The following is a 24,799-nucleotide window of genomic DNA, read 5'->3' as shown; positions in this document are numbered from 1 at the left end:
CGCAGGCTCCGTGCAGTTCAGCGACGGACCCGTCACGGCGCACTTTAGTCCAGCGACCGCCCATCATCTGTGCTGACACGCTGGGCGGTTACGCGCCAGTCGTCCGGTTCCTCCGCGGCCCGTGCGAGGCGGACTCTAGAGCCGCTCGACGATCCAGTCGACGCATTGGGTGAGGGCGCTGACGTCGTCGGGATCCACCGCCGGGAACATCCCGACCCGCAGTTGATTGCGACCGAGTTTGCGGTACGGCTCGGTGTCGACGATGCCGTTTGCCCGCAAGATCTTCGCGACGGCCGCGGCATCGACGTCGTCGGCGAAGTCGATGGTGCCGACCACCTGCGAGCGCAGCTTCGGGTCGGCGACGAACGGCGTGGTGTAGGGCCGCTCTTCGGCCCACGAGTACAGCCGTCCCGAGGAGTCCGCCGTGCGCTTGACGGCCCAGCCCAGCCCGCCGTTGTCCAGCATCCAGTCGACCTGCTCGGCCATCAGTGCCAGGGTGCCGACCGCCGGGGTGTTGTAGGTCTGGTCCTTGAGGCTGTTCTCCACCGCGATGGGCAGCGACAGGAAGTCGGGGACCCAGCGGCCGGATGCGGCGACGGACTCGACGCGGGCCAGCGCGGCGGGGCTCATGACGGCCAGCCACAGGCCGCCGTCGCTGGCGAAATTCTTCTGCGGTGAGAAGTAGTAGGCATCGGTCTCGGTGATGTCGACCGGCAGGCCGCCCGCGCCGGACGTCGCGTCGATGACGACCAATGCGTCACCGGAATCGGCGGGGCGCCGCACGGGCACCGCGACCCCGGTCGACGTCTCGTTGTGCGCCCAGGCGATCACGTCCACCGAGGGGTCGCTCTGCGGCTCGGGTGCGCTGCCGGTGTCCGATTTGATGACGACGGGATCGCCCACGAAGGGGTTCTTGGCGACCGCGGAGGCGAACTTCGAGCTGAATTCGCCGAAGGAGAGGTGCAGCGAGCGCTTGTCGATCAAACCGAAAGCCGCGGCATCCCAGAACGCCGTCGCGCCCCCGTTGCCCAGGATGACCTCGTAGCCGTCCGGCGCCGAGAACAGCTGGGCGAGCCCCGACCGGAGCCGGCCCACCAGATTCTTGACCGGCGCCTGCCGGTGCGAGGTTCCGAACAGCGGCGCCGCGGTCGTGGTCAACGCCTGCAGTTGTTCGGGCCGGACCTTGGACGGGCCGCACCCGAAGCGGCCGTCGCGGGGTTTGATGTCAGCGGGGATCTCGAGCTGGTCAGCCATGCTCATCAGGGTAGTAAGCCGACCTGGCGGGGCGATGCGGCGGGCCGACTGCGGGGGCCCGCCGCCCGGACAAAAGGCCTGCTCGGGCCGCTCCCGCGTTTCTCCCCCTGTGACCCAGGGCATACGAATGCGATGACCACTGGTCAGGTCACAGTGCTTCGGAGGGGCCTAGGAAATATCCGGTACCTCCGGTACTGTCTGGACATAGCACGTCCAAATGTAAACCTCGTTGAGGAGGCCTAAGTTATGGCTAGGACGCGATTGGTCCGGCGTTGGCGCCGCAACATGGAAGTGCGCGACGACGCTGAATACGTCAACATGCTTGCCACACTGTCCGAGGGGTCGGTGCGGCGTAATTTCAACCCATACACCGACATCGATTGGGAATCACCGGAATTCGCTGTCACCGACAACGACCCCCGGTGGATTCTGCCGACGACAGACCCGCTGGGCCGCCATCCCTGGTATCTGGCGCAGCCGGCAGAGCACCAGATCAAGATCGGTATGTGGCGGCAGGCCAACGTGGCCAAGGTCGGCCTGCACTTCGAATCGATCCTGATCCGCGGCCTGATGAACTACACGTTCTGGGTGCCCAACGGGTCGCCCGAATACCGGTACTGCCTGCACGAGTCGGTCGAAGAGTGCAACCACACGATGATGTTCCAGGAGATGGTCAACCGGATCGGCGCCGACGTGCCGGGTATGCCGCGGATGCTGAAATGGCTTTCGCCGTTGGTCCCGCTGGTGGCCGGGCCGCTGCCGGTGGCGTTCTTCATCGGCGTGCTGGCCGGCGAGGAACCGATCGACCACACGCAGAAAAATATTCTGCGCGAAGGCAAGTCGCTGCACCCGGTCATGGAACGGGTGATGGCGATTCACGTCGCCGAGGAAGCGCGCCACATCTCCTTCGCTCATGAGTTCCTCCGCAGGCGGTTGCCGGAATTGACCAAGAGGCAGCGGTTTTGGACCGCACTGTATTTTCCGCTGACCATGAAGATGTTGTGCCGGGCAATTGTGGTGCCGCCCAAGGCGTTCTGGCGCGAGTTCGACATCCCGCGCGAGGTCAAGAAGGAACTGTTCTTCCGTTCGCCGGAATCGCGTAAGTGGTTGAGCGACATGTTCGGTGACGTGCGGATGCTGGCTCACGACACCGGCCTGATGGAGACGCGTTCCGCGCGACTGATGTGGCGGCTGTGCAAGATCAACGGCAAGCCGTCGCGCTACCGTAGCGAACCGCAACGCCAGCACCTGGCCGCGGCGCCGGCTGCGTAACGGGTCCGGTTTGTAGGTTTCATGCCGCACGTTATTACCCAGTCGTGTTGCAACGACGGGTCTTGCGTTTTCGCGTGTCCGGTGAATTGCATTCACCCCACGCCGGACGAGCCCGGCTTCGCCACCTCGGAGATGCTCTACATCGACCCGGTGGCCTGTGTGGACTGCGGTGCCTGCGTGAGCGCGTGCCCCGTCGATGCCATCGCACCCGACACGCGGTTGGATACCAACCAGCTGCCCTTCGTCGAGATCAACGCGTCGTTCTACCCGAAACGGCCCGAGGGCGAGAAGCTGCCGCCGACTTCGAAGCTGGCCCCGGTCATCCCGGCCGCCGAAGTGCATCCCCGCCGGCGGCCACTCACCGTGGCCATCGTCGGATCGGGGCCGGCGGCGATGTATGCCGCGGATGAATTACTCACCCAGCATGGCGTGTGCGTCAACGTCTTTGAGAAGTTGCCCACCCCATACGGGCTGGTCCGGGCTGGGGTGGCGCCCGATCACCAGAACACCAAAAAGGTCACCCGGCTCTTCGACCGGGTCGCCGGCCATGAAGGCTTCCGGTTCTACCTCAATGTCGAGATCGGCAATCACCTCAACCACGACGACCTGTTGGCTCACCATCACGCCGTGCTGTACGCCGTCGGTGCGCCCGATGACCGTCGCCTGGATATCGAGGGCATGGGTCTGGCCGGTACCGGGACCGCGACCGAATTGGTGGCGTGGATCAACGGGCATCCCGACTTCACCGATCTGCCAGTCGATCTCAGCCACGAGCGGGTGGTGATCATCGGCAACGGGAACGTCGCCCTCGATGTCGCCCGGGTACTCACCTCGGACCCCGACGACCTGGCCCGCACCGACATCGCCGACCACGCGCTGGCGGCGTTCCGCGGCTCGGTGGTGCGCGAGGTGGTGGTCGCCGCCCGGCGCGGCCCCGCCCAGTCGGCGTTCACGCTGCCCGAGTTGATCGGGCTCACCGGCAGCTCCGAGGTCGTGCTCAGTGCGGCCGACCACGAGCTGGTCGCGGCCGACCTCGCGACGGTGTCGGATGCCCTGACGAAAAACAAGCTGGAAGTCTTGAGCACGCTCGGCGACGCTTCGGCGCCCGCCTCGCGCCCGCGGATCAGGCTGGCGTATCGGCTCACCCCGAATCGTGTTCTGGGAGAGCAGCGCGCGACCGGCATGGAGTTCTCGGTCACCGGCACCTTGCAATCAACGCCAGCGGCGTACCGTCTGAATACGGGTCTGGTGTTGACATCAATCGGCTACCGCGGCAAGCCAATTCGTGGTCTTCCCTATGACGAGTCGTCGGCCGTGGTGCCCAACGACGGGGGGCGCGTCGTCGACCCCGATTCCGGCGCGCCGGTGCCCGGCGCATACGTCGCGGGCTGGATCAAGCGGGGGCCGAGCGGGTTCATCGGGACCAACAAGTCCTGCTCGTTGCAGACCGTGCAGGCCCTGGTCGCCGATTTCAACGCCGGCAATCTGACCGATCCGGTGGCCAAGCCCGAGGTGCTGAGCGCCCTGGTGCACACCCGCCAGCCCGACGCCATCGACGCGGCGGGATGGCGTGCCATCGACGCCGCCGAGATCGCGCGCGGCAGCGGTGATGGCCGGCCCCGCAACAAGTTCACCGACGTCGCCGCCATGCTCGCGGTGGCGGCCACCGCCGAGCCGGCGCCGCCACCGCGACGCCGGCTGCTGGACAGGCTGCTTGGCTAGGTCCCGATGGTGGCGACCCGCTTCGCCCGGCTGCGAGGTGTAGTGGCGACCCGCTGCGCCCGGCTACGCCGCGCTGGCGATCACCACGGCCGCGCTCGCGATCGCCGCTAACCGGCTCCCTGCCCGGACATCGCCGCCGCGATCTCTTCCATGCTGACCTCGCGGACCGGCTGTCCCAGTGACCAGTGGTGGCCGAACGGGTCGGCGACCATGCCGTAGCGGTCGCCCCAGAACTGGTCCTCCAACGGGGTCACCACGGTGGCGCCGGCATCCAGCGCCCGCTGGAAGCCGGCGTCGACGTCGGGGACGGTGAGGTGGATCGTCACCGGGGTGCCACCCAACGATGTCGGCGTCATCGACTTGCCGCCACACATCTCCGGGAAGTCGTCGTTGAGCATCACCGTGAAACCGTTGATGCGCACCGCGGCGTGCACCAGTTTGCCGTCGGGACGCGGTACGCGCCCTATTTCCTGGGCCCCAAAAGCCTTGACGTAGAAGTCGATTGCCGCGGCGGCATCGCCGACCACGAGGTGCGGGGACAGTGCGGGTTCGATGTTGATCGCCATGCTGGTTCTCCTTGCTGTCGGTTCCGTCGCCCGCCCACGGCGGGCAGGCTCACGACTTATGACTGCGTCGGCGACGCAAACTCATCGCGACAGCGACCATTAAATCGCCGGGTACCGACAAACGGGGGCCTCAGGCGTTGGTGAGGCTGCGGTCCCAACCCTCGACGGATTCGGGACTGCGCGGGGCGGGACCCACGTAGATGGCCGACGGCCGGACCAGCTTGCCCAGCCGCTTCTGCTCGATAATGTGGGCGCACCAGCCCGCGGTGCGTCCACAGGTGAACATCGCCGGCATCATGTTGGGCGGTACCCGGGCGAAGTCCAGGATGACCGCGGCCCAGAACTCGACGTTGGTCTCGATGGCCCGGTCCGGGCGGCGCTCGCGCAGCTCGGCCAGGGCGGCCTGCTCCAGCGCGACGGCGACCTCGTGGCGCGGCGCGCCCAGCCGCTCGGCGGTGGCGCGCAGCACCCGCGCCCGCGGATCCTCCGCGCGGTACACGCGGTGGCCGAATCCCATCAGTTTGTCGCCGCTGTCCAGGATCCTCTTGACCAGGCCACGCGCGTCGCCGGTGCGCTCGACCTCTTCGATCATCGGCAGCACCCGCGCCGGCGCTCCGCCGTGCAGTGGGCCGCTCATCGCGCCGATCGCCCCGGAGAGCGCCGCCGCTACGTCGGCGCCGGTGGAGGCGATGACACGCGCGGTGAACGTCGAGGCGTTCATGCCGTGCTCGGCGGCCGAAACCCAGTAGGCGTCAATCGCTTCGACGTGCCGCGGGTCCGGCTCACCCTGCCAGCGCGTCATGAAACGTGCAGTGACCGTTTCGCATTCGTCGATCACCCGCTGCGGCACCGCGGGCTGATAGATACCGCGCGCGGACTGCGCGACGTAGGACAGGGCCATCACCGATGCCCGCGCCAGCTGATTGCGGGCGGTGGCGTCATCGGTGTCCAGCAGCGGCTTGTAGCCCCAGATCGGGGCCAGCATCGCCAGACCCGCCTGCACGTCGACGCGCACGTCGCCGGTGTGGATGGGCAGCGGGAACGGCTCGGCGGGCGGTAACCCGTGGCCGAACTTCCCGTCGACCAGCAGCGCCCACACGTCGCCGAACGTGACCTGCTGACCCACCAGGTCTTCGATGTCGACACCGCGATAGCGCAGCGCACCGCCGTCTTTATCCGGTTCGGCAATTTCGGTGGTGAAGGCGACCACGCCTTCGAGGCCGGGGACAAAGTCTTCGGGGACCACAGTCATGCCGAAAATTCTCGCACCCCGTGGTCGGGCCGGCGCTACCGGCCGGTAGGAGGCGCCGGTAGCGTTGACGCGATGGCAGGACGAGACCCCGAGCCGGGAAAAGAGCACCTGCAACGAATGCGTGCGGAATACGGATCGGCGGAAAAGGACGGGAGTCCGAACCTCGACGCGGACTGGCTCGGCGACGGTTGGGTTTCGTTGTTGCACAGATGGATCGGCGACGCCGAGCGGTCGGGTGTCGCCGAGCCCAACGCGATGGTGCTGGCCACTGTCACCGCCGCCGGCAGGCCGGCGAGCCGATCGGTGTTGTGCAAAAGCGTCGACGAGACCGGAATCACCTTTTTCACCAACTATGACTCGGCCAAGGGTGACGACCTGGCCGCGACGCCGTACGCCTCGGCGACGTTTCCCTGGTACCAGCTCGGTCGCCAGGTCCACATCCGCGGCCCGGTGAGCAAGGTCACTGCGCAGGCCACCGAGGACTACTGGTCCAAACGGCCGCGCGGGTCACAGCTGGGCGCCTGGGCATCGCACCAGTCGCAACCGATCGCGTCGCGGGCGGCGCTGCTCGACCGGCTGGCGGGGGTGACCGCGCGCTTCGCCGACCGCGAGCGGGTTCCGGTGCCGCCCGGCTGGGGCGGCTATCTCATCGCGCCGGAGGTGGTCGAGTTCTGGCAGGGACGGGAAGACCGGTTGCATAACCGCATCCGGGTCAGCGGCGATCGCGTCGAGCGCCTTCAGCCGTAGCGTGCCGCGCAGGGGTGCCCGGAGCGGTTCGCGCCCACACCGAGAGCAAGGCTCACGCCACCGATTGGTGGCATGACCAGCAGACTCGACCCCGCGCAGGCGCCCCGTCGCCATAACGACTACCTTCAGCAGTAAGCATCCAAGTCAGGGCAGCGATATCAGCCGGAGCGCAAAGGGGTTCTCGTGGCCGACACCGACGACACCGCCACTCTGAAGTACCCGGGCGGTGAGACCGACCTGGAGATCGTGCGCGCCACCGAAGGCGCTGACGGCTTCGCGCTGGGCTCGCTGTTGTCCAAGACCGGTTACACCATGTTCGACAACGGCTTCGTCAACACCGCGTCGTGCAAGAGCTCCATCACCTACATCGACGGCGACGCCGGAATCCTGCGGTACCGCGGTTACCCCATCGAGCAACTGGCCGAGAAGTCGACCTTCATCGAGGTGAGCTACCTCTTGATCTACGGTGAGCTGCCCAGCAAGGAGCAGCTGGCCGAGTTCACCCAGCGGATTCAGTTGCACACGATGCTGCACGAGGACCTGAAGCGGTTCTTCGACGGTTTTCCCCGCAACGCCCACCCGATGCCGGTGCTGTCCAGCGCGGTCAACGCGCTCTCGGCGTACTACCCGGACTCCCTTGATCCCACGGACAACCGGCAGGTTGAGCTGTCCACGATCCGGCTGTTGGCCAAGCTGCCGACCATCGCCGCCTACGCATACAAGAAGTCGGTCGGTCAGCCGTTCCTCTACCCGGACAACTCGCTGACCCTGGTGGAGAACTTCCTGCGCATGACGTTCGGGCTGCCCGCCGAGCCCTACCAGGCGGACCCCGAGATCATCCGGGCGCTCGACATGCTGCTCATCCTGCACGCCGACCACGAACAGAATTGCTCGACGTCGACGGTGCGGCTGGTCGGGTCGTCACAAGCCAATCTGTTCACCTCCGTTTCCGGTGGAATCAACGCGCTGTGGGGACCGCTGCATGGCGGCGCCAACCAGGCGGTCCTCGAGATGCTCGAGCAGATCCGCCAAAGCGACGACAACGTCGGTGAATTCGTCCAGAAAGTGAAGAACCGCGAGGCCGGCGTCAAACTGATGGGCTTCGGCCACCGCGTCTACAAGAACTACGACCCGCGGGCCCGCATCGTCAAGGAACAGGCCGACAAGATCCTGGCCAAGCTCGGTGGCGACGACGACCTGCTCAGCATCGCCAAGGAGCTCGAAGAGGCGGCGCTGACTGACGACTACTTCGTCGAGCGCAAGCTGTACCCCAACGTCGACTTCTACACCGGCCTCATTTACCGCGCGCTCGGGTTCCCGACGCGGATGTTCACGGTGCTGTTTGCGTTGGGCCGGATGCCCGGTTGGATCGCGCACTGGCGTGAGATGCATGACGAGGGTGACAGCAAGATCGGCCGTCCGCGCCAGATCTACACCGGTTACACCGAACGCGACTACGCGACGATCGACGCGCGTTAGTTTCCCCGGCCGAGCGGATACAAAAACACCCCATACGGGCACTTTTCAGGTGCTTTGACCTCCGCTCGCGACGGAAGCGAGCACTGCCATCGCGGCGTTGTGCCCGCCGATGCCCGATACCGCTCCGCCGCGGCGAGCGCCCGAGCCGCACAACATGATTCGTTCATGGGCGGTGGCCACGCCCCAGCGCCGCGCCGGGGTGTCCAGCGGGTCGTCATCGTCGGCGAACGGCCAGCGCAGGCCTCCGTGGAAAATGTTGCCGCCGCTCATGCGCAAGGTGCGCTCCAGATCCGACGTGGTCGTCGTCTCGATGCACGGCCGGCCGTGTGCGTCGTGCAGCAGCAGGTCTTGAATTGGTTCGGCCAGAACAGAATTCAGTGACACCAGCACCTTGTCGGTGAGCTGGTCGCGCAGGGCGTCGGGGTCGGCGTTGCGCAACAGCGAGTGCGGGGTGTGCAGGCCGAACACCGTCATCGTCTGCGCGCCCGAGTCACGCAGGTCGTCCGACAGGATGCTGGGATCGGTCAGGGAATGGCAATAGGCCTCGCACGGCAACGGATTCGGCGCCTGTCCCGCCGACGCCTGCGCGTAGGCCGCATCCAGTTGGGTCCAGGTCTGGTTGGCGTGAAACGTCCCGGCGAATGCCTGTGCGGGTGTGACACCCCGGTCGCGTAACCGGGGCAGCCGCCCCAGCACCATGTTCACCTTGACCTGCGCGCCGGTGGCCGTCGGTGTCGGTCGTTCGCCGAGCAGCCCGGCCAGCACCGTCGGTGTGACACCGGCAAGCACGAAGCGGGCCCGGACCCGGTGCTCTAGCTCGCCGATGCGGTAGCGCACCTCGCCGCTGGGATCGATCGCGTAAACCTCTGCGCCGGCGAGTATTTCGGCGCCGTGGCCGACTGCCGCGGTGGCCAGGGCGGCGGTCAGTGCCCCCATCCCGCCGATCGGGACGTCCCAGTCGCCGGTACCACCGCCGAGCACGTGATACAAGAAGCAGACGTTCTGCGTCAACGACGGGTCGTCGAGGCGGGCGAAGGTGCCGATGAGCGCGTCGGTGGCGATCACCCCGCGCACCAGGTCGTTGCCCACCGCCGCGGCGATGGCCCCGCCGATCGGTTCCTCGATCATGGCCCGCCATGCGGCCGCGGCGCGGTGATCGCCACGCGCCACGACGTAGCGGCGGGCCTCCTCGCGGCCGCGCAGCGGTTCGAGCAGCGTCGGCCACAGCCGTCCGGTCACCAGCCGGCACCGTTGGTAGAAGGCGGCGAAGCCGTGCGCGTCGTCGGCGGCGCCGACGGCGGCGAAGGTCGCACCGTGCGCCCCGATCAGCAGCCCGCTGCGGCCACCGGTGGCGGGGTCGGGCGTGTACGAGGAAAAGGGCCGCCGGGCCAGCCGCACCCGCGCGCCCAGGTCGTCGACGATGCGGGGCGGCAGCAAGCTGACCAGGTACGAGTAGCGCGATATCCGGACCCCCACACCGTCGAAGGCTTGCGCCGAGACGGCCGCGCCGCCGAGCTGTTCCAGCCGTTCCAGCAGGCGCACCCGCAGGCCCGCCCGGGCCAGATAGGCCGCCGCGACGAGGCCGTTGTGACCGCCCCCTACGACGACGACGTCGACGTCTGCCGCGTGGACGCTCAGCTCAGGTAGCCTTCGACGTCGTCGGGCGGGCGCACCTCCGCTTCCCGCGGATCACCGCCGCTGTCGCGGAGCGCCCGGCGTTGCCGCAGCAGATCCCAGCACTGGTCGAGTTCGATCTCCATCCGCCGAAGGCGATCATGTTCCTCCGACGTGTCGATGTCGCCGCGCTGCAACTGGGCCCGCAGCGCCTTTTCCTCGGCGACCAGCTCGCGGATGTGTGCCAGGGTGTCGTTGTCGGTCGGTTTGCTGCCGTTGGCCATCGCTCCAGTCTGCCCGACTCGAGAAGGGGCTGATTGCCGTCGACCGCCAAAATCCGGCGGTGCCGGCGCGGCTAGCTGGGCCCGGGGAGGCGCAGCACCAGCCGGGCACCACCCAGCGGACTGCTTTCCAGCGCGGCCGTCCCGCCGTGCAGCTCGGCCTGCTGGGCCACCAAGGCCAATCCCAGGCCCGACCCGGAATGGGAGGCCGTCGATCCGCGGGAGAACCGAGCGAACACCGCTGTGCGCTCGTCCTCGGGCACTCCGCCGCCGTTGTCGTCGACGGCGATCTCCACGCCGGCGCGGGAGCTGACCGCCGACAGCTCGACCCGGGTGGCGCCGCCATGCTTGACGGCATTGGCGATCGCGTTGTCGACGGCAAGGCGCAACCCGGCCGGCAACCCGACGATGATGCAGGTGGGGGAGGGCACCAGCGAGACATCGAGCCCGGGGTAAATGCGGGTGGCGTCGTGGGCGGCGCGGTCGAGCAGCTCGGTGATGTCGACCGGGACGTGATCGTCGGACGTCGAGAGCTCGCCCTGGGCCAGCCGCTCGAGGGCGCTCAGCGTGGCCTCGATCCGCGACTGGGTGCGGATGACGTCGCTCAGCACCTCTTTGCGTTGGTCATCCGGCATGTCCAGGGTGGACAGCACTTCGAGGTTGGTGCGCATCGCGGTCAGGGGGGTGCGCAACTCGTGCGAGGACACGGCAGCGAAGTCGCGCGCGGACGCGAGGGCCTCCTTGGTCCGGTCCTGTTCGGTCCAGATGCGCTGCAGCATGCCCCGCATGGCCTCGGCGACCTCGACGGCCTCGGTGGCGCCGCGCACCGCCACCTGTGGCCGCTCGTCGGCGTCGATCGAGCGGGCCTGCTGGGCCAACCGCTTGAACGGCCGGACCGCGAAAGCCGCCAGGAGCCAAGCGAATACCGCCGCCGCGCCAATCGACAGCGCGCAGATCAGGATCACCCGGCGATGCAAGTTGTTGGTCTGGGCGATCGTGTCGTCGTAGGTGGCACCCACTTCCACCGTCGCCGGCTGCGGTGTGCGGAGTTCCAGGGTTCGCACGCGATAGCGCACCCCGTTGATGGAGGTGTCGGCATAGCCCTCCTGAAGCGGGGGCAGCGTGATGTCCGAGTTGGACTTGACCTGGCCGTCGCGTCGCACCGTGATCACGGTGTCCTGGTCGTGGGGGGCACGCGGAATCTCGCCGAGCCCGCGCGGCAGGAAGGGAATGGCGAAACCCGCCGCCTCGTCCAGCCGGCGATCCAGCCGCTCCTTCCAGGCGCTGGTGATGCCGAACCATACGACCGCTCCCGCGATGACCACCACGATGGCGGTGCCGATCGCGGTCGCGACCGCGACCCGGGCCCGTAGCGACGGCGTACGGGTCAGGATCCGGGACAGGAAGTTCATGGCCGCTCGACCGGGTTACTGCATGCGCAGCACGAATCCCACTCCACGCACGGTGTGCAGTAGCCTGGGCCCGCCGTTGGCCTCCAGCTTGCGGCGCAGGTATCCGATGAAAACGTCGACGACGTTGGTGTCGGCGGCGAAGTCGTAACCCCACACCAGCTCGAGCAGCTGCGCGCGGGACAACACCGCGGTCTTGTGTTCGGCCAGCACCGCCAGCAGGTCGAATTCCCGCTTGGTCAGGTCAACGTCGACGCCGTTGACGCGGGCGCGCCGACCCGGGATGTCGACTTCCAGCGGACCCACCGTGATGGTTTCCGAGGAAGAGCTGGCGGTGGCGCCGCGGCGACGCAGCAGCGCCTTGACCCGCGCGACCAGCTCGGCCAGCACGAACGGCTTGACCAGGTAATCGTCGGCCCCGGCCTCCAGGCCCGCCACCCGGTCGTCGACCGAGCTGCGGGCGGACAGCACACAGACCGGGACGTCGTTGTCCATGGCGCGCAGCGCGGTGACGACGCTGACGCCGTCCAGCACCGGCATATTGATGTCGAGCACGATAGCGTCCGGTCGCGTCTCGGTGGCGCTGCGCAATGCCTCGGCGCCATCGACCGCGGTGGACACCTCGAATCCGGACAGCCGCAGGCCACGTTCCAGCGACGCGAGCACATCAGAGTCGTCGTCGACGACCAAGACCCGCGGTGAGCTAGTTCCTGTGTCCATGCCGCCCATCTTGCCTGATTGTTGCGTGCGGGGGTGGGAGGCGCGAGCTGGTCGCCACCCTGACGCTGAGACGCAAAAGCACCCGGCACGCCGAGGAAAAAAGGCGCTTTTGTGTCTGCTCGCCAGGAGTCAGGGCACACCGATGTTGCGGTAGCGCCGCAACCGGGCGGCCAGCCGCTCGGCGGCCGGGATCGCGCGCAGCGCATGCACCTCGTCGGCGATGGCGCGCGACAATCGCTGCGAGAACTCGACCGGCTCGTCGGCGGCATCGGGATGTTCCGCGACGACGACGTCAACAATTCCGGACTCCAAAAGATCAGCCGACCGAATACCTTGTGCCGCAGCGAGTTCAGCGGCGTGATCGGTGTCGCGGAACACGATCGCGCTGGCGCCTTCCGGCGGTAGCGGCGCCAGCCAGCCGTGCAACGCGGCCAACACGCGGTCGGCGGGCACCATCGCCAGCGCCGGCCCGCCACTGCCCTGGCCCAGCAGCACCGACACCGTCGGGGTATCCAGCGTCACCAGCTCGGCCAGGCAGTGGGCGATCTGGCCGGCAAGCCCACCCTGTTCGGCTTCGGCCGACAGCGCGGGCCCCGCGGTGTCGATCACCAGCACCAGCGGCAGACGCAACTCGGCGGCCAGCGCCATGCCGCGCCGCGCCTCGCGCAACGAAGCGGGGCCCACGGTACTTGCCCGGCCGCCCGCTATCCGCTGTTGGCCGAGCACCACGGCGGGCTGGCCGGAGAATCGGGCCAGCGCCAACAGCGTGGTCGCCGCCTCTCCTCGGCCGGTCCCCGACAGCAGCACCCGGTCGGTGGCGCCGTGCCGCAACAGAAGTCCGACGCCCGGCCGGTCGGGCCGCCGCGATGCCACCACCGAGTCCCATGCCGCGACGTCGGGTGTCGCCTCGGGTGGTGGCGCCGCGGGGAGCGGCGCGGGGGCGTCGGCGATGACGGTCATCGCACGATCCAGCGTGCGACGCAGCTCGTCGAGCGGGATGACGCCGTCGATGACGCCGTGCCGCTGCAGGTTCTCCGCGGTCTGGACGCCCTTGGGGAACGGTTCGCCATAGAGCAGCTGGTACACCCGTGGTCCGAGGAAGCCGATCAATGCGCCCGGTTCGGCGAGCGTGACATGGCCCAGTGAACCCCACGACGCGAACACCCCGCCGGTGGTCGGATTGCGCAGATACACCAGGTAGGGCAAATGCGCCCGGGTGTGCAGCCGGACGGCCGCGGCGATCTTCACCATCTGCAGGAACGCGACCGTGCCCTCTTGCATGCGGGTGCCGCCGGAGCTCGGCGAGGCCAGCAGCGGCAGGCCCTCGGCGGTCGCCCGCTCTACCGCGGCGGTGATCCGTTCGGCCGCGGCCACCCCGATCGAGCCGCCCAGGAAGCCGAAATCGCTGACCACCACCGCGACCCGGCGCCCAAAGAGGCGCCCCTCGCCGGTCAGCACCGATTCGTCCAGACCCGTCGCGGCCCGGGCGTCGGCCAGCTCCCGCGCATAGGACGCGCTGAGCGGAACGGCGAGCGGCGCACTGTCCCAGCGGATGAAGGAATTCTCGTCCAGCACCGCGTCGCGTAATTGACCAGCCGTGATACGACTCACGTGACGAGGCTATATAGGGTGGCTGCCATGATCGGGGTTAGCCAGGCCGAAGCCGTTTTGACCATCGAGTTGCAGCGCCCCGAGCGCCGCAACGCCTTGAACTCGCAGCTCGTCGAGGAGCTGCGCGAGGCCGCGTCGAAGGCGGGCGACGGCTCCATCCGCGCGATCGTGCTGACCGGTCAGGGCACGGTGTTCTGCGCCGGCGCGGACCTGAGCGGTGACGCGTTCGCCGCCGACTACCCCGACCGGCTCATCGAGCTGCACAAGGTCTTGGACGCGACCCTCATCCCGGTGATCGGCGCCATCAACGGCCCGGCCATCGGCGCGGGTTTGCAGCTGGCCATGCAATGCGATCTCCGGGTCGTCGCGCCGGACGCCTTCTTCCAGTTTCCGACGTCGAAATATGGCCTGGCCCTTGATAATTGGAGTATCCGGCGGCTGTCGTCACTGGTCGGTCACGGCCGGGCCCGCGCGATGCTGCTGGCCGCGGAAAAGTTGACGGCGGACGTGGCGTTGCAGACCGGGATGGCCAACCGCATCGGGACGCTCGCCGACGCCCAGGCCTGGGCCGCCGAGATCGCCGGCCTGGCCCCGCTGGCGATCCAGCACGCCAAGCGGGTGCTCAACGACGACGGGGCCATCGAAGAGGCCGGGCCGGTGCATAGGGAGCTCTTCGACAAGGCCTGGGGTAGTCAAGACGTCGTCGAAGCCCAGGTCGCCCGGATAGAGAAGCGGCCACCGAAGTTCCAAGGGGTCTGACGAACCATGCGGGGGACGCTACGGCTGGTCGCCGGCACGGCGTCGCTGGCGGGCGGGGGTTGGCTGGTGCGCGCGCTGCACGGTGCGCCCGACGCCCTCGGCGCGCACCCCGCTTCGATCGCCGCGGTGACGGCCGGGTCCCCGCATTATCGCGACGGTGTCTTCGTCAACCTCGAGCCCGCCTCGGACGCCAAGATGGACCGCGAGCAACTGCGGCTCATCGCGTGGGAGCTGATGGGAAACCGGGGTGGGAGCCGGCCGCGGGGGCCGATTCCGCTGACGGCGCCGGGAATCTTCGGTGCGGATCCCAGCCGGCTGGCCGTCTGCTGGTTCGGCCACTCCACGGCGCTGCTGGAAATCGACGGCTACCGGGTGCTCACCGATCCGGTGTGGAGCGACCGGTGTTCACCGTCGGACATCGTCGGGCCGCAGCGGCTCCATCCACCGCCGATTCAACTCGAAGGGCTGCCCGCCGTCGACGCGGTGGTGATCAGCCACGACCACTACGACCACCTCGACATCGACACGATCATGGCGTTGGCCCGCACTCAGCGGTCGCCGTTCGTCGTCCCGCTCGGTGTCGGCGCCCACCTGCGCAAGTGGGGGATACCCGGGCACCGCATCGTCGAGCTCGATTGGCACCAGAGCGCAAAGGTCGACGAGCTCACCGTCGTTTGCGTGCCGGCGCGGCACTTCTCGGGTCGCTTTTTCGGGCGCAACAACACGCTCTGGGCATCCTGGGTCTTTCGTGGGCCGACCCATCGCGCGTACTTCGGCGGCGACACGGGCTACACCAAGAGCTTCGCGCGGATCGGCGCCGACCACGGGCCGTTCGACCTGACCCTGCTGCCCATCGGGGCCTACAACACGGCGTGGCCCGATGTGCACATGAACCCCGAGGAGGCGGTGCGGGCGCACCTGGACGTCACCGACGGTGGACTGCTGGTGCCGGTCCACTGGGGCACTTTCCGGTTGGCGCCGCACCCGTGGGCCGAACCGGTCGAGCGGCTGCTCGCCGCGGCGGAGCCCGAGCGGGTGAACGTGGCGGTGCCCGCGCCCGGTCAGCGCATCGATCTCGCGGCGCCGGTGGAATCGAACCCGTGGTGGGAGCTCTGATTCATGCGGCGCTCATCGTCAGCGGGCTTTGCTCGATTGCCCGCTTCCTCATCGCGCCGCACGCGGCGCTCATCGTCAGCGGGCTAAGGTCGCGCCATGACCAAACGCGCGGCCGCGGCCGCTGTCACAGCGGCGCTGCTCGGGCTGACGGGATGCGGCTCGGCGCAGCCGACAGCCGCGCCGCCGTCCGCACTGTCTGACGTTCCGCCCAACCAGGTGTCCGGTGTGGCGATTCCCGCCGGACGCATCGACGAAGCCGTCGCCAAGGTCGACGGCTTGGTGGGCGACCTGATGAAAAGCACCGGTGTCCCGGGAATGGCGGTGGCCATTGTGCACGGTGGGAAAGTGTTGTACGCCAAAGGCTTCGGCGTCAAGGATGTGAGCGAGGGGCAGGGTCAAGACAACAGGGTGGACGCCGACACCGTCTTCCAGTTGGCCTCGGTGTCCAAATCGGTCGGTGCGACGGTGATCGCGCACGAGGTTAGCGACAACGTGGTCGCCTGGGACACGCCCGTGGCCTCCAAGCTGCCGTGGTTCACCGTGAGCGATCCCTATGTCACCAGCCACGTGACCGTCGCCGACGTGTATTCGCACCGCTCCGGGCTGCCCGACCACGCCGGCGACAAGCTCGAAGACCTGGGTTACGACCGTCGTCAGACCCTCGAGCGGCTCAAGTACCTGCCGCTGGATCCCTTCCGGATCAGCTATGCCTACACCAACTATGGGGTCACCGCCGGTGCCGAGGCGGTGGCGGCCGCGGCGGGCAGATCATGGGAGGACCTGTCCGACGAGGTCCTGTACCGCCCCCTGGGAATGACGTCGACCAGCTCGCGCTTCGCCGACTTCACCGCCCGGCCCAACCACGCGGTCAACCACATCAAGATCGCCGACAAGTGGGAGGCCCGTTTCCAGCGTGACCCGGACCCCCAGTCACCCGCGGGCGGCGTGAGTTCCTCGGTGAACGATATGGCGCGCTGGCTGATGATGGTGCTGGGCAACGGAACTTACGATGGCCGGCGGATCGCCTCGCCGGAAGCCTTGCTGCCCGCCATCAGCCCGCAGATGGTGTCGACACCCGCGAAGAACCCTAAGGCGCGCACCGGATTCTACGGATACGGATTCAACGCTTCGGTCGACTCCTCGGGCCGCACCGAGTACAGCCATTCCGGCGCTTTCGATTTGGGGGCAGCGACAAACTTCGTGGCGATGCCCTCGGAGGACTTGGGTATCATCGCGCTGACCAACGGTGCGCCCTACGGCATCCCGGAAACACTGACCGCCGAATTCTCCGACCTCGTCCAGTACGGTCAGATCCGCGAGGATTGGGGCCCCTTGTACAAGAAGGCGATCGGTTGGCTGAATGATCCGGTGGGCTCGCTGGTCGGCAAGCAACCCCCCGCCAACGCCGCCCCGGCCAGACCGCTCGGCGACTACGCCGGCGTCTACGCGAGCGACTACTGGGGTCCGGCGGTCGTGACCGAACACGACGGCACCCTGCAATTGGCGATGGGCCCGAAAAACCGGACGGTCACCCTCACCCATTGGGACGACGACACCTTCACGTTCCCATTGACCGACGAAAACGCCCCGCCCGGAACGATTTCCAAAGCTGTGTTCGCCGGCAACACCCTGAACCTGGAGTACTACGACTCGGAGAAGCTGGGGACCTTCACCCGATGAGCCCATCGGCGATCAAAGGCCTGACCGACACCGAGGTGGCGCAGCGGGTTGCCGACGGCCAGAGCAACGCCGTGCGGAAACGTGCGACGCGCAGCATCACCGATATCGTCCGGGCCAACGTGTTCACCCGGATCAACGCGATCCTGGGGGTGTTGCTGCTGATCGTGCTGGCGACAGGCTCGCTGATCAACGGGATGTTCGGCCTGCTGATCATCGCCAACAGCGTCGTCGGCATGGTCCAGGAGATCCGGGCCAAGCAGACACTGGACAACCTTGCGATCGTCGGACAGGCGAAACCCTTGGTGCGCAGGCAATCCGGGACGCGGGCGGTGCCACCCGAGGAGGTGGTGCTTGACGACATCATCGAGCTTGGACCCGGCGATCAGATCGTCGTCGACGGAGAGATCGTCGAAGAGGCGAACCTGGAAGTCGACGAGTCGCTGCTGACCGGTGAGGCCGACCCGATCGCCAAGGCCGGCGGCGACGCGGTGATGTCGGGCAGTTTTGTCGTCGCGGGTACCGGCGCCTACCGGGCCACCAAGGTCGGGCCGGACGCTTACGCGGCCAAGCTCGCCGAGGAGGCCAGCAAGTTCACCCTGGTGAAATCCGAACTGCGCAACGGCATTAACCGCATCCTGCAGTTCATCACCTACCTGTTGGTGCCGGCCGGCCTGCTGACGATCTACACCCAGCTGTTCACGACGCACGCGGGCTGGCGGGAGTCCGTGCTGCGCACGGTGGGTGCGCTGGTGCCGATGGTGCCCGAAGGGCTCGTCCTGCTGACATCGGTCGCGTTCGCCGTCGGGGTGGTCCGGCTCGGTCAGCGCCGCTGCCTGGTGCAGGAGCTTCCCGCCATCGAGGGACTCGCGCGGGTCGACGTGGTCTGCGCGGACAAGACGGGCACCCTGACCGAAAGCGGCATGCGGGTCGCGCGGGTCGACGAGCTCGACGCTGCCGGGGATCGGGATCGGGATCGGATCGCCGACGTGCTGGCCTCGTTGGCCGCCGCCGATCCGCGGCCCAACGGGAGCATGCAAGCGATCGCCGGGACCTATCACGAGCCCCCCGGCTGGACTGCCACGGCGACAGCACCTTTCAAGTCGTCCACCAAGTGGAGCGGCGTGTCCTTCGAAGGCCACGGCAACTGGGTGATGGGGGCGCCCGACGTGTTGCTCGACCCGGCGTCGGCGGCGGCCCGACAGGCCGAGCGGATCGGGGCGCAAGGGTTGCGGGTGCTGCTGGTAGGCGCCGGGGACGTGGCCGTCGACCACCCGAACGCGCCGGGGCATGTCACCCCCGTCGCGCTGGTGGTCCTCGAACAGAAGGTCCGTCCGGACGCGAGGGAGACGCTGGATTACTTTGCCGACCAAGGTGTTTTGGTCAAGGTGTTATCCGGGGACAATGCCGTCTCGGTCGGTGCCGTCGCCGACAAGCTCGGGCTGCACGGCGAGACGATGGATGCGCGCCAACTACCCTCAGACCCGGTGCAATTGGCTGACGCGTTGGACACCCATACCACGTTCGGCCGGGTGCGGCCGGATCAGAAACGCGCCGTTGTGCACGCCCTGCAATCGCGCGGGCACACCGTCGCGATGACCGGTGATGGCGTCAACGACGTGCTGGCCCTCAAGGACGCCGATATCGGCGTCGCGATGGGTGCCGGCAGCCCGGCTTCTCGCGCCGTTGCGCAGATCGTCTTGCTGGACAACAGGTTTGCCACGCTCCCATACGTCGTCGGCGAGGGACGGCGGGTGATCGGCAACATCGAGCGGGTCGCCAACCTGTTCCTGACCAAGACGGTGTATTCGGTGCTGCTGGCGTTTCTGGTGGGCATCGAATGTCTGTTGTCCAAGGTGCTGAAGGTTGATCCGTTGCTGTATCCGTTCCAGCCGATCCACGTCACCATCGCGGCATGGTTCACCATCGGGATACCGTCGTTCATCCTGTCGCTGGCGCCCAACAACGAACGCGCCGAGCCGGGGTTCGTGCGCCGAGTGCTCAGCTCGGCCCTGCCGTCCGGGCTGATCGTCGGCACCGCGACCTTCGCGTCGTATCTGGTCGCCTACCCCGGTCGTCACGCCACCTTCGAGCAACAGGATCAGGCGTCGACCGCGGCCCTGATCACCTTGCTCATGACGGCGCTGTGGGTGCTCGCGGTGGTCGCACGTCCCTACCAGTGGTGGCGGGTGGCGCTCGTAATCGCCTCGGGCCTGGCCTATGTGGTGATCTTCAGCCTCCCGCTGGCCCGCAAGCAGTTCCTGCTGGATCCGTCCAACGTCGCGGTGACTTCGACCGCGCTGGGAATCGGTCTGTTGGGCGTCGCCGCGATCGAGGCCATGTGGTGGATCCGGGCCAGAGTGCTGGGCGTGCAGCCGCGGTTGTGGTGCTGAGCGCACCCAACTCAGCGTCGGCAGGCTTTCACCGGCCAAGTACGATGCCGGGGAAAGGGAGGGCGCATGGGATTCCTGGACAAGGCCAAGGATCTGTTGTCGCAGAACGCCGACAAGGTCGAGATGGCCATCGACAAGGCCGGCGAGTTCGTCGACGAGAAGACGCAGGGCAAGTACTCCGACACCATCCACCAGGTGCAGGAGCAGGCGAAGAAGGCCACCGGCGCGACGGACACGGGCGACCAGCAGAACTGAGCCATGGCCAAGCTTTCGGGATCCATCGATGTCCCGCTGCCGCCCGAGGTGGCCTGGCAGCACGCCTCCGACCTGTCCCGCTACCAGGATTGGCTGACCATCCACCGGGTGTGGCGCAGCACATTGCCCGACGACATCGAAAAGGGCTCGGTCGTCGAGTCGATCGTCGAGGTCAAGGGCATGCACAACCGGATCAAATGGACGGTGGTGCGCTACAAGCCGCCCGAGGGTATGACGCTCGACGGCGATGGTGTCGGCGGCATCAAGGTCAAGCTGATGGCCAAGATCGCGCCCAAAGCCGACGGCTCCATCGTCAGCTTCGACGTGCACCTCGGCGGCCCGGCGCTGTTCGGCCCCATCGGCATGATCGTCGCCGCCGCACTGCGCGGCGACATCAACCGATCGCTGGGGAACTTCGTCACGGTGTTCGCCAGAGCTGACCCGAGCACGAACGGAGACGGTGGGGCTCATCGCTGATCGCCTGCGCCGATGAGTTTTCGGCCCGGCGCCAGTCGATAGTGTGAACCCCCTTTTTCCCGGGGCCAGGAAACGATCAGGAGGTCACCGTGCCTATCCGTGACAGCGCCCCGCTGGGCGCCCCATGCTGGATCGATCTGACCACGTCCGACACCGCCCGCGCCCAGGAGTTCTACGGCGCGGTCTTCGGCTGGACGTTCGAATCCGCCGGACCCGACTACGGCGGGTACGTCAATGCCGCCAAGGACGGTCATCCCGTCGCCGGCATCATGGCCAACCGGCCCGAAGCCGAGTCGCCGGACCACTGGGCCACCTACTTCCACACCGCCGACATCGCCACCACACTGTCCGCGGCGACCGGGGCGGGTGGTTCGGTGTGCATGGCGATGGAGGTGCCCGCCAAGGGCCACATGGGGCTGGTGACCGACCCTGCGGGCGCGATGTTCGGGTTGTGGCAGCCGCTCGAGCACCGCGGTTTCGAGCTCATCGGAGCGGCCGGCGCCCCGGTCTGGCACCAACTGACCACCCGCGACTACCGCGCGGCCCTCGACTTCTACCGGGCCGTCCTCGGCTGGCGGACCGAGCCCGTGTCCGACACCGACGAATTCCGCTACACCACAGCGTGGTTCGGCGACGAGCAATTGCTCGGCGTGATGGACGGCGCCGCGATCTTGCCGCAGGGCGTCCCGTCGAACTGGGTGACCTTCTTCGGCGCCGAGGACGTCGACAGGACCCTGCGAGCGATCGTCGACAACGGTGGCGCCGTGGTGCGCGACGCCGAGGACACGCCGTATGGACGGCTGGCCGCCGCGAGCGATCCGACGGGTGCCCTCTTCAACCTGTCCTCGTTGCAGACCTGACACCCCGGACGGCGGGGGACACGCCGAGCGGCGCCACGCGAGCGCGACGCTCGCTCACGCGAGCCGGCGCAGCAGTCGGTTAACCTCGCTACCATGACTCGCCGACTGCGCCCTGGTTGGCTGGTCGCGTTTTTCGCGGTGGTGGTTTCGGCCAGCGCGTGGCTGCCGTGGCTGCGGACGGCTGTCAACGGCGGGGGCTGGGCGAACGCCATCGGCGGCGCCCACGGCAACTTGGAACTGCCCCGGGGCTTCGGTGCCGGCCAACTCATCGTGCTGCTGGCCTCGACGCTGTTGGTGGTGGGCGCCATGCTGGGTCGTGGCTTGTCGGTAAAGATCGCTTCGGTTGCGGCGCTGTTGATTTCGTTGCTCATCGTGGCGCTCACGGTGTGGTATTACAAGCTCAATGTCAACCCGCCGGTGTCGGCCGAATACGGCTTCTACGTCGGTGCGGGCGGAGCGGTGTGCGCCGCCGTGTGCTCGATCGTGGCCGTGATCGCTGCATTGGCTTCCGGCCGGTCGGGGCGCTGAACCGTCAGGCCGACGGGAACTCGTGCTTGCCCGTGGCGGCGCTGTTGTCGGGTTCGTTGACGCCGAATACGAAGGGCGCGAACACGATTTCGCGCCCGTCCGGGTCGCGGAAGGTGACCGCACCCGTCGCCGCCCAGTAGGGATGCTGGTCCACGGGTTCGACGCCCGCGGCGAGCAGGCGGGCAAGAGCCGCCTGCTGCGCCTGCGGGTCGGGAAAGTACAGGCAGAGCTGTTCGTGGTGGTCCACCGCGACGGCGTCGACGGCCTCCACGATCTCCATGGTGAGGTTCCAGCTGGGTAGTCCGAAGATCGCGCCGTTGCTGCCGTAGCTGTCCTCGAACGTTTCGTAGAGCGGCAGCGCCACCAGATCGCGGTAGAACCGCACGGTTTCCGCGAAGTGTGAGGAGCGGCGCGCGAAACGGATGGCGCCGATCGGTGCCAACCGCGGCGGCCAGTGCGTCGTGCGGTGATGCTTGTGCTGGTCGGCGCTCATCACAGTCCGATGGTGTCCGCGGCCGACTCGGCGGCACCCCAGCGCCGTAACTCGGAACCGGGCGCCCATGTCGAGTGTGTGCCGCTGGAAATGCGTTCCGGGAGTTGGAGTTTGCACACCGGCCCGTCTTCGACGCGGGCGGCGTCGAACACCAGGCAATACGAGGCGTCGGTGTTCATGTCGGTGGTCAGGGTGACCAGGTAGCCGTCGTCCTCGGCGGTGCCGCCGACGCGCGGCGCCATCGCGGTCTCGCTGCCGTAGACGCCGTCCCCGAACGAGAACCCGTCTTCGGTTCCGGTGAGCACGTCGTGTTTGACCAGGCCGTCGAACAAGAACCAGCCCGGTTTCCCGGTGGTGGCATAGGTGTAGCGGTAGTCGGTGGCCGCGTAGTCGGGGTTGATGGTCCCGAACTCGGTGATGGATTCCGAGAGCTGCTCTTCGCTCACCGTGCCGGTGACCAGGTTGAAGCGCCACCGATGCAGGCGGGCCTGCAGGCGATCCAGGTCCAGGAAGCGAAACAGCTTGTCCCACTGGGTTCCACCGGTATCCAGCGGGGACGGATCGCCTTCGACGAAACCGTCGAGCACGATCTCGTCGCCCTCCTCGTAAGCGTTGGTGAAATGCAGCACGAACGTGGGGTCGGCCTCGAACCAGCGAATGTCCTCGGTCGCGCCGCGGCGCGGGATCACCGCAAACCGCGACGGGATGTCGGGGTAGAAGCGCGGCAGGTGCACGTCGTGCTCGAGCAGCTGGGGATCCCAGAACAACGGAAAATCGTTGAGGATGGCGTAGTTTTCGGTGAACGCCATGTCGTGGGGGAGACGCGGTCCGGGCAGCGGGACGTCGACGTAGTGGGTCAGCTCGTTGCGCTCGTCGACGACACCGTAATGCATGTACGGGGCTTGCTTGCTGTAGTTGAAGAACAGCAGTTCACCGGTTTTGTTGTCCACCTTGGGATGTGCGGACACGCCCCACCCGGCGGGGAAGCACCCGTTCCAGGCCTCCTTGCCGAGCGTGTCGGCCGAGTACGGATCGATTCGGTATAGGTCGCCGCACTGGTAGAAACTGGTCAGCGCGATACCGCGATGCACGATGACGTCCGTGCTCGACGCGTCCTTCAGCCGGGTTCGCGCGCCCCACCCCCGCCGGCGCCGGGCCAACTGCACGGGCTCGGCCAGACCCGGCCACAGCGGCCCACCGGCCTCTTTCTCGGCCAGGAACCCGTCGGTTCGGATAAAACGGTTGCGGTAGAAGGCTTTTCCATCACGGAAGCCGACCACGTGCACCATGCCGTCGCCGTCGAACGGATGATAGGTCTTCAATGCCGGGTGCAGCGGGTTCTCGGTGTTACGCAGGTAGATCCCGTCCAGATCGCGGGGGATTTCACCCTCGACGGCGGCCAGATCGTCGGCGTCCCACTCGGTGGTCTGCGGACGCCACGGTCCCGTCCGGTAGGGGTGGTCGTCGTCCTCGGGCAGGGTGGACAGGAACTTGCCGACGATCTCAACATCCATCGTCAGATACCTTTGCCGACAACGAAACTGACGGTGGTGGCGGTGCTGCCGCCGAAATTGAGGGTGCCGAAGTTTTGCGCGCCGTCGACCTGATAGTCACCGGCGGCGCCGCTGACCTGCTTGGCCGCGTCGAGCACCGCGGCCCGGACGTGCGGCAGCACGTACGGATCTTCGGCCGCCCGGTCCAGTTTCTGCCGCAGACCCAGCCCGACCGTGCGGTGCCCCTAGCCATCGATGCGACCGACCGGGCGCACATCGGGATGATCGGGCGATAGGCGTTGCCGACGTGCACCACCCCGATGTCGGTGGCGTCCATCTTGGCCGAGGCCAGCGCGGCGCCGACGACCTCGGCGGTCAACGCGGCGAAGTCGTGGCCTTCCTTGGTGAGGTTGCGAGCAAAATCGCTTTGGTAACCGCCGAGAATCCAGGCATCGGTCGACCGATCCATACGCCGACGGTACCCCTGCACGGCCGGGTTGTTGAGCCTCGTTGGCGGCCGGGGCCGGTTGGGGGAAGTCCATGGCAGGACCGATAGGGCGGCCCCGTCGGCTCTCGGGCTGAACCGACGGGACCTGGGCGAGCGCGAAGGCCGGCCGACGCGCGCGCCTACTGTTGCATCATTGCCCCCAATGGGTATCGACAAACATGCGGCCTCAATCTCTTTGACGACGGCGCCCCGACGGCACCGGTCCGACTTAACGGCGATTCACGTTTTCCGGGTGCGCGCAAAGCGTTCGGGGATACCGCCGGCGGGAAGCCTGAGCTGCGGCGATGAGGTGCGCTTGTACCGGCGCGGAGTC

Annotated in this window: 22 protein-coding genes and 1 pseudogene; 12 read left to right on the top strand and 11 right to left on the bottom strand. The window is 67.6% G+C overall.

Going from position 1 to position 24,799, the window contains the following annotated elements:
• Positions 1 to 135: 135 nt before the first annotated feature.
• The gene (gene serC / locus EPN51_RS06640; RefSeq protein ID WP_293038848.1) at positions 136 to 1,254 is read right to left on the bottom strand and encodes a phosphoserine transaminase; all 1,119 of its coding nucleotides are present in this window, start codon (positions 1,252 to 1,254) and stop codon (positions 136 to 138) included.
• A gap of 246 nt (positions 1,255 to 1,500) precedes the next feature.
• On the opposite strand from serC, the gene EPN51_RS06635 reads away from it, so the two are divergent.
• Positions 1,501 to 2,526 (top strand): diiron oxygenase, encoded by a 1,026-nt coding sequence (locus EPN51_RS06635; protein ID WP_293038846.1) that lies wholly within the window; start codon positions 1,501 to 1,503, stop codon positions 2,524 to 2,526.
• A 21-nt stretch (positions 2,527 to 2,547) separates the two neighbouring features.
• Positions 2,548 to 4,248 (top strand): FAD-dependent oxidoreductase, encoded by a 1,701-nt coding sequence (locus tag EPN51_RS06630; RefSeq protein WP_293038844.1) that lies wholly within the window; start codon positions 2,548 to 2,550, stop codon positions 4,246 to 4,248.
• Positions 4,249 to 4,355: 107 nt separating this feature from the next.
• Here the strand turns inward: EPN51_RS06630 and EPN51_RS06625 are convergent, their stop codons facing one another.
• Both EPN51_RS06625 and EPN51_RS06620 read right to left on the bottom strand, forming a co-directional pair.
• On the bottom strand, positions 4,356 to 4,814 hold the full coding sequence (locus EPN51_RS06625; RefSeq protein ID WP_293038842.1) for a VOC family protein: 459 nt from the start codon (positions 4,812 to 4,814) through the stop codon (positions 4,356 to 4,358).
• A gap of 130 nt (positions 4,815 to 4,944) precedes the next feature.
• Positions 4,945 to 6,066 carry a citrate synthase 2 gene (locus EPN51_RS06620; protein WP_293038840.1) on the bottom strand — a complete coding sequence of 374 codons (1,122 nt, stop codon included), beginning with the start codon at positions 6,064 to 6,066 and terminating at the stop codon, positions 4,945 to 4,947.
• A 117-nt stretch (positions 6,067 to 6,183) separates the two neighbouring features.
• On the opposite strand from EPN51_RS06620, the gene pdxH reads away from it, so the two are divergent.
• Both pdxH and EPN51_RS06610 read left to right on the top strand, forming a co-directional pair.
• On the top strand, positions 6,184 to 6,813 hold the full coding sequence (gene pdxH / locus EPN51_RS06615; protein ID WP_293038999.1) for a pyridoxamine 5'-phosphate oxidase: 630 nt from the start codon (positions 6,184 to 6,186) through the stop codon (positions 6,811 to 6,813).
• A gap of 183 nt (positions 6,814 to 6,996) precedes the next feature.
• Positions 6,997 to 8,292: a citrate synthase gene (locus EPN51_RS06610; RefSeq protein ID WP_293038838.1), complete on the top strand. Its 1,296-nt coding sequence runs from the start codon at positions 6,997 to 6,999 to the stop codon at positions 8,290 to 8,292.
• 45 nt (positions 8,293 to 8,337) lie between these two features.
• Here the strand turns inward: EPN51_RS06610 and EPN51_RS06605 are convergent, their stop codons facing one another.
• The 5 genes from EPN51_RS06605 to EPN51_RS06585 form a co-directional block, all read right to left on the bottom strand.
• A complete protein-coding gene (locus EPN51_RS06605; protein WP_293038996.1) occupies positions 8,338 to 9,930 on the bottom strand; it encodes an NAD(P)/FAD-dependent oxidoreductase in 1,593 nt (530 codons plus the stop codon).
• A complete protein-coding gene (locus EPN51_RS06600) occupies positions 9,927 to 10,190 on the bottom strand; it encodes a DUF2630 family protein (protein WP_293038836.1) in 264 nt (87 codons plus the stop codon). Before EPN51_RS06600 ends, EPN51_RS06605 begins: the two co-directional genes overlap by 4 nt.
• A 71-nt stretch (positions 10,191 to 10,261) precedes the next feature.
• Complete coding sequence (locus EPN51_RS06595) at positions 10,262 to 11,599, bottom strand: HAMP domain-containing sensor histidine kinase (RefSeq protein WP_293038834.1); 1,338 nt, start codon at positions 11,597 to 11,599, stop codon at positions 10,262 to 10,264.
• 15 nt (positions 11,600 to 11,614) lie between these two features.
• The gene (gene prrA / locus EPN51_RS06590; protein ID WP_293038832.1) at positions 11,615 to 12,325 is read right to left on the bottom strand and encodes a two-component system response regulator PrrA; all 711 of its coding nucleotides are present in this window, start codon (positions 12,323 to 12,325) and stop codon (positions 11,615 to 11,617) included.
• Positions 12,326 to 12,445: 120 nt separating this feature from the next.
• Positions 12,446 to 13,927 carry a carboxyl transferase domain-containing protein gene (locus EPN51_RS06585; protein WP_293038830.1) on the bottom strand — a complete coding sequence of 494 codons (1,482 nt, stop codon included), beginning with the start codon at positions 13,925 to 13,927 and terminating at the stop codon, positions 12,446 to 12,448.
• A gap of 27 nt (positions 13,928 to 13,954) precedes the next feature.
• On the opposite strand from EPN51_RS06585, the gene EPN51_RS06580 reads away from it, so the two are divergent.
• From EPN51_RS06580 to EPN51_RS06545, 8 genes are all read left to right on the top strand, one after another.
• Positions 13,955 to 14,686: an enoyl-CoA hydratase gene (locus EPN51_RS06580; RefSeq protein ID WP_293038828.1), complete on the top strand. Its 732-nt coding sequence runs from the start codon at positions 13,955 to 13,957 to the stop codon at positions 14,684 to 14,686.
• Positions 14,687 to 14,692: 6 nt separating this feature from the next.
• Entirely contained in the window at positions 14,693 to 15,802 is a 1,110-nt protein-coding gene (locus EPN51_RS06575; protein WP_293038827.1) for an MBL fold metallo-hydrolase, read from the top strand.
• Positions 15,803 to 15,898: 96 nt separating this feature from the next.
• The gene (locus EPN51_RS06570) at positions 15,899 to 17,482 is read left to right on the top strand and encodes a serine hydrolase (protein WP_293038825.1); all 1,584 of its coding nucleotides are present in this window, start codon (positions 15,899 to 15,901) and stop codon (positions 17,480 to 17,482) included.
• Positions 17,479 to 19,872 (top strand): cation-translocating P-type ATPase, encoded by a 2,394-nt coding sequence (locus EPN51_RS06565; RefSeq protein ID WP_293038823.1) that lies wholly within the window; start codon positions 17,479 to 17,481, stop codon positions 19,870 to 19,872. Before EPN51_RS06570 ends, EPN51_RS06565 begins: the two co-directional genes overlap by 4 nt.
• A 66-nt stretch (positions 19,873 to 19,938) precedes the next feature.
• Positions 19,939 to 20,127 (top strand): antitoxin, encoded by a 189-nt coding sequence (locus EPN51_RS06560; protein ID WP_293038821.1) that lies wholly within the window; start codon positions 19,939 to 19,941, stop codon positions 20,125 to 20,127.
• Positions 20,128 to 20,130: 3 nt separating this feature from the next.
• The gene (locus EPN51_RS06555) at positions 20,131 to 20,604 is read left to right on the top strand and encodes an SRPBCC family protein (RefSeq protein WP_293038819.1); all 474 of its coding nucleotides are present in this window, start codon (positions 20,131 to 20,133) and stop codon (positions 20,602 to 20,604) included.
• 89 nt (positions 20,605 to 20,693) lie between these two features.
• Positions 20,694 to 21,464, top strand: coding sequence for a VOC family protein (locus EPN51_RS06550; RefSeq protein ID WP_293038817.1), 771 nt, complete (start codon positions 20,694 to 20,696; stop codon positions 21,462 to 21,464).
• 93 nt (positions 21,465 to 21,557) lie between these two features.
• Positions 21,558 to 21,992, top strand: a complete 435-nt coding sequence (locus EPN51_RS06545; protein ID WP_293038815.1) for a hypothetical protein — start codon at positions 21,558 to 21,560, stop codon at positions 21,990 to 21,992.
• 4 nt (positions 21,993 to 21,996) lie between these two features.
• On the opposite strand, the gene EPN51_RS06540 is transcribed toward EPN51_RS06545, so the two are convergent.
• The 3 genes and pseudogenes from EPN51_RS06540 to EPN51_RS06530 all read right to left on the bottom strand — a co-directional run.
• Positions 21,997 to 22,485: a VOC family protein gene (locus tag EPN51_RS06540; protein WP_293038813.1), complete on the bottom strand. Its 489-nt coding sequence runs from the start codon at positions 22,483 to 22,485 to the stop codon at positions 21,997 to 21,999.
• A complete protein-coding gene (locus EPN51_RS06535) occupies positions 22,485 to 23,999 on the bottom strand; it encodes a carotenoid oxygenase family protein (protein WP_293038811.1) in 1,515 nt (504 codons plus the stop codon). The genes EPN51_RS06540 and EPN51_RS06535 overlap by 1 nt, the downstream gene beginning before the upstream one ends.
• 2 nt (positions 24,000 to 24,001) lie before the next feature.
• Positions 24,002 to 24,235: pseudogene (locus EPN51_RS06530) on the bottom strand (hypothetical protein); the annotation flags it as partial.
• Positions 24,236 to 24,799: the final 564 nt, after the last annotated feature.

Origin of the sequence: Mycobacterium sp., from assembly GCF_004298145.1 — a bacterium.
GTDB lineage: Bacteria > Actinomycetota > Actinomycetes > Mycobacteriales > Mycobacteriaceae > Mycobacterium.
Note: the sequence above shows the minus strand (reverse complement) of the source record. Positions and strands in the feature narration are given on the sequence as shown.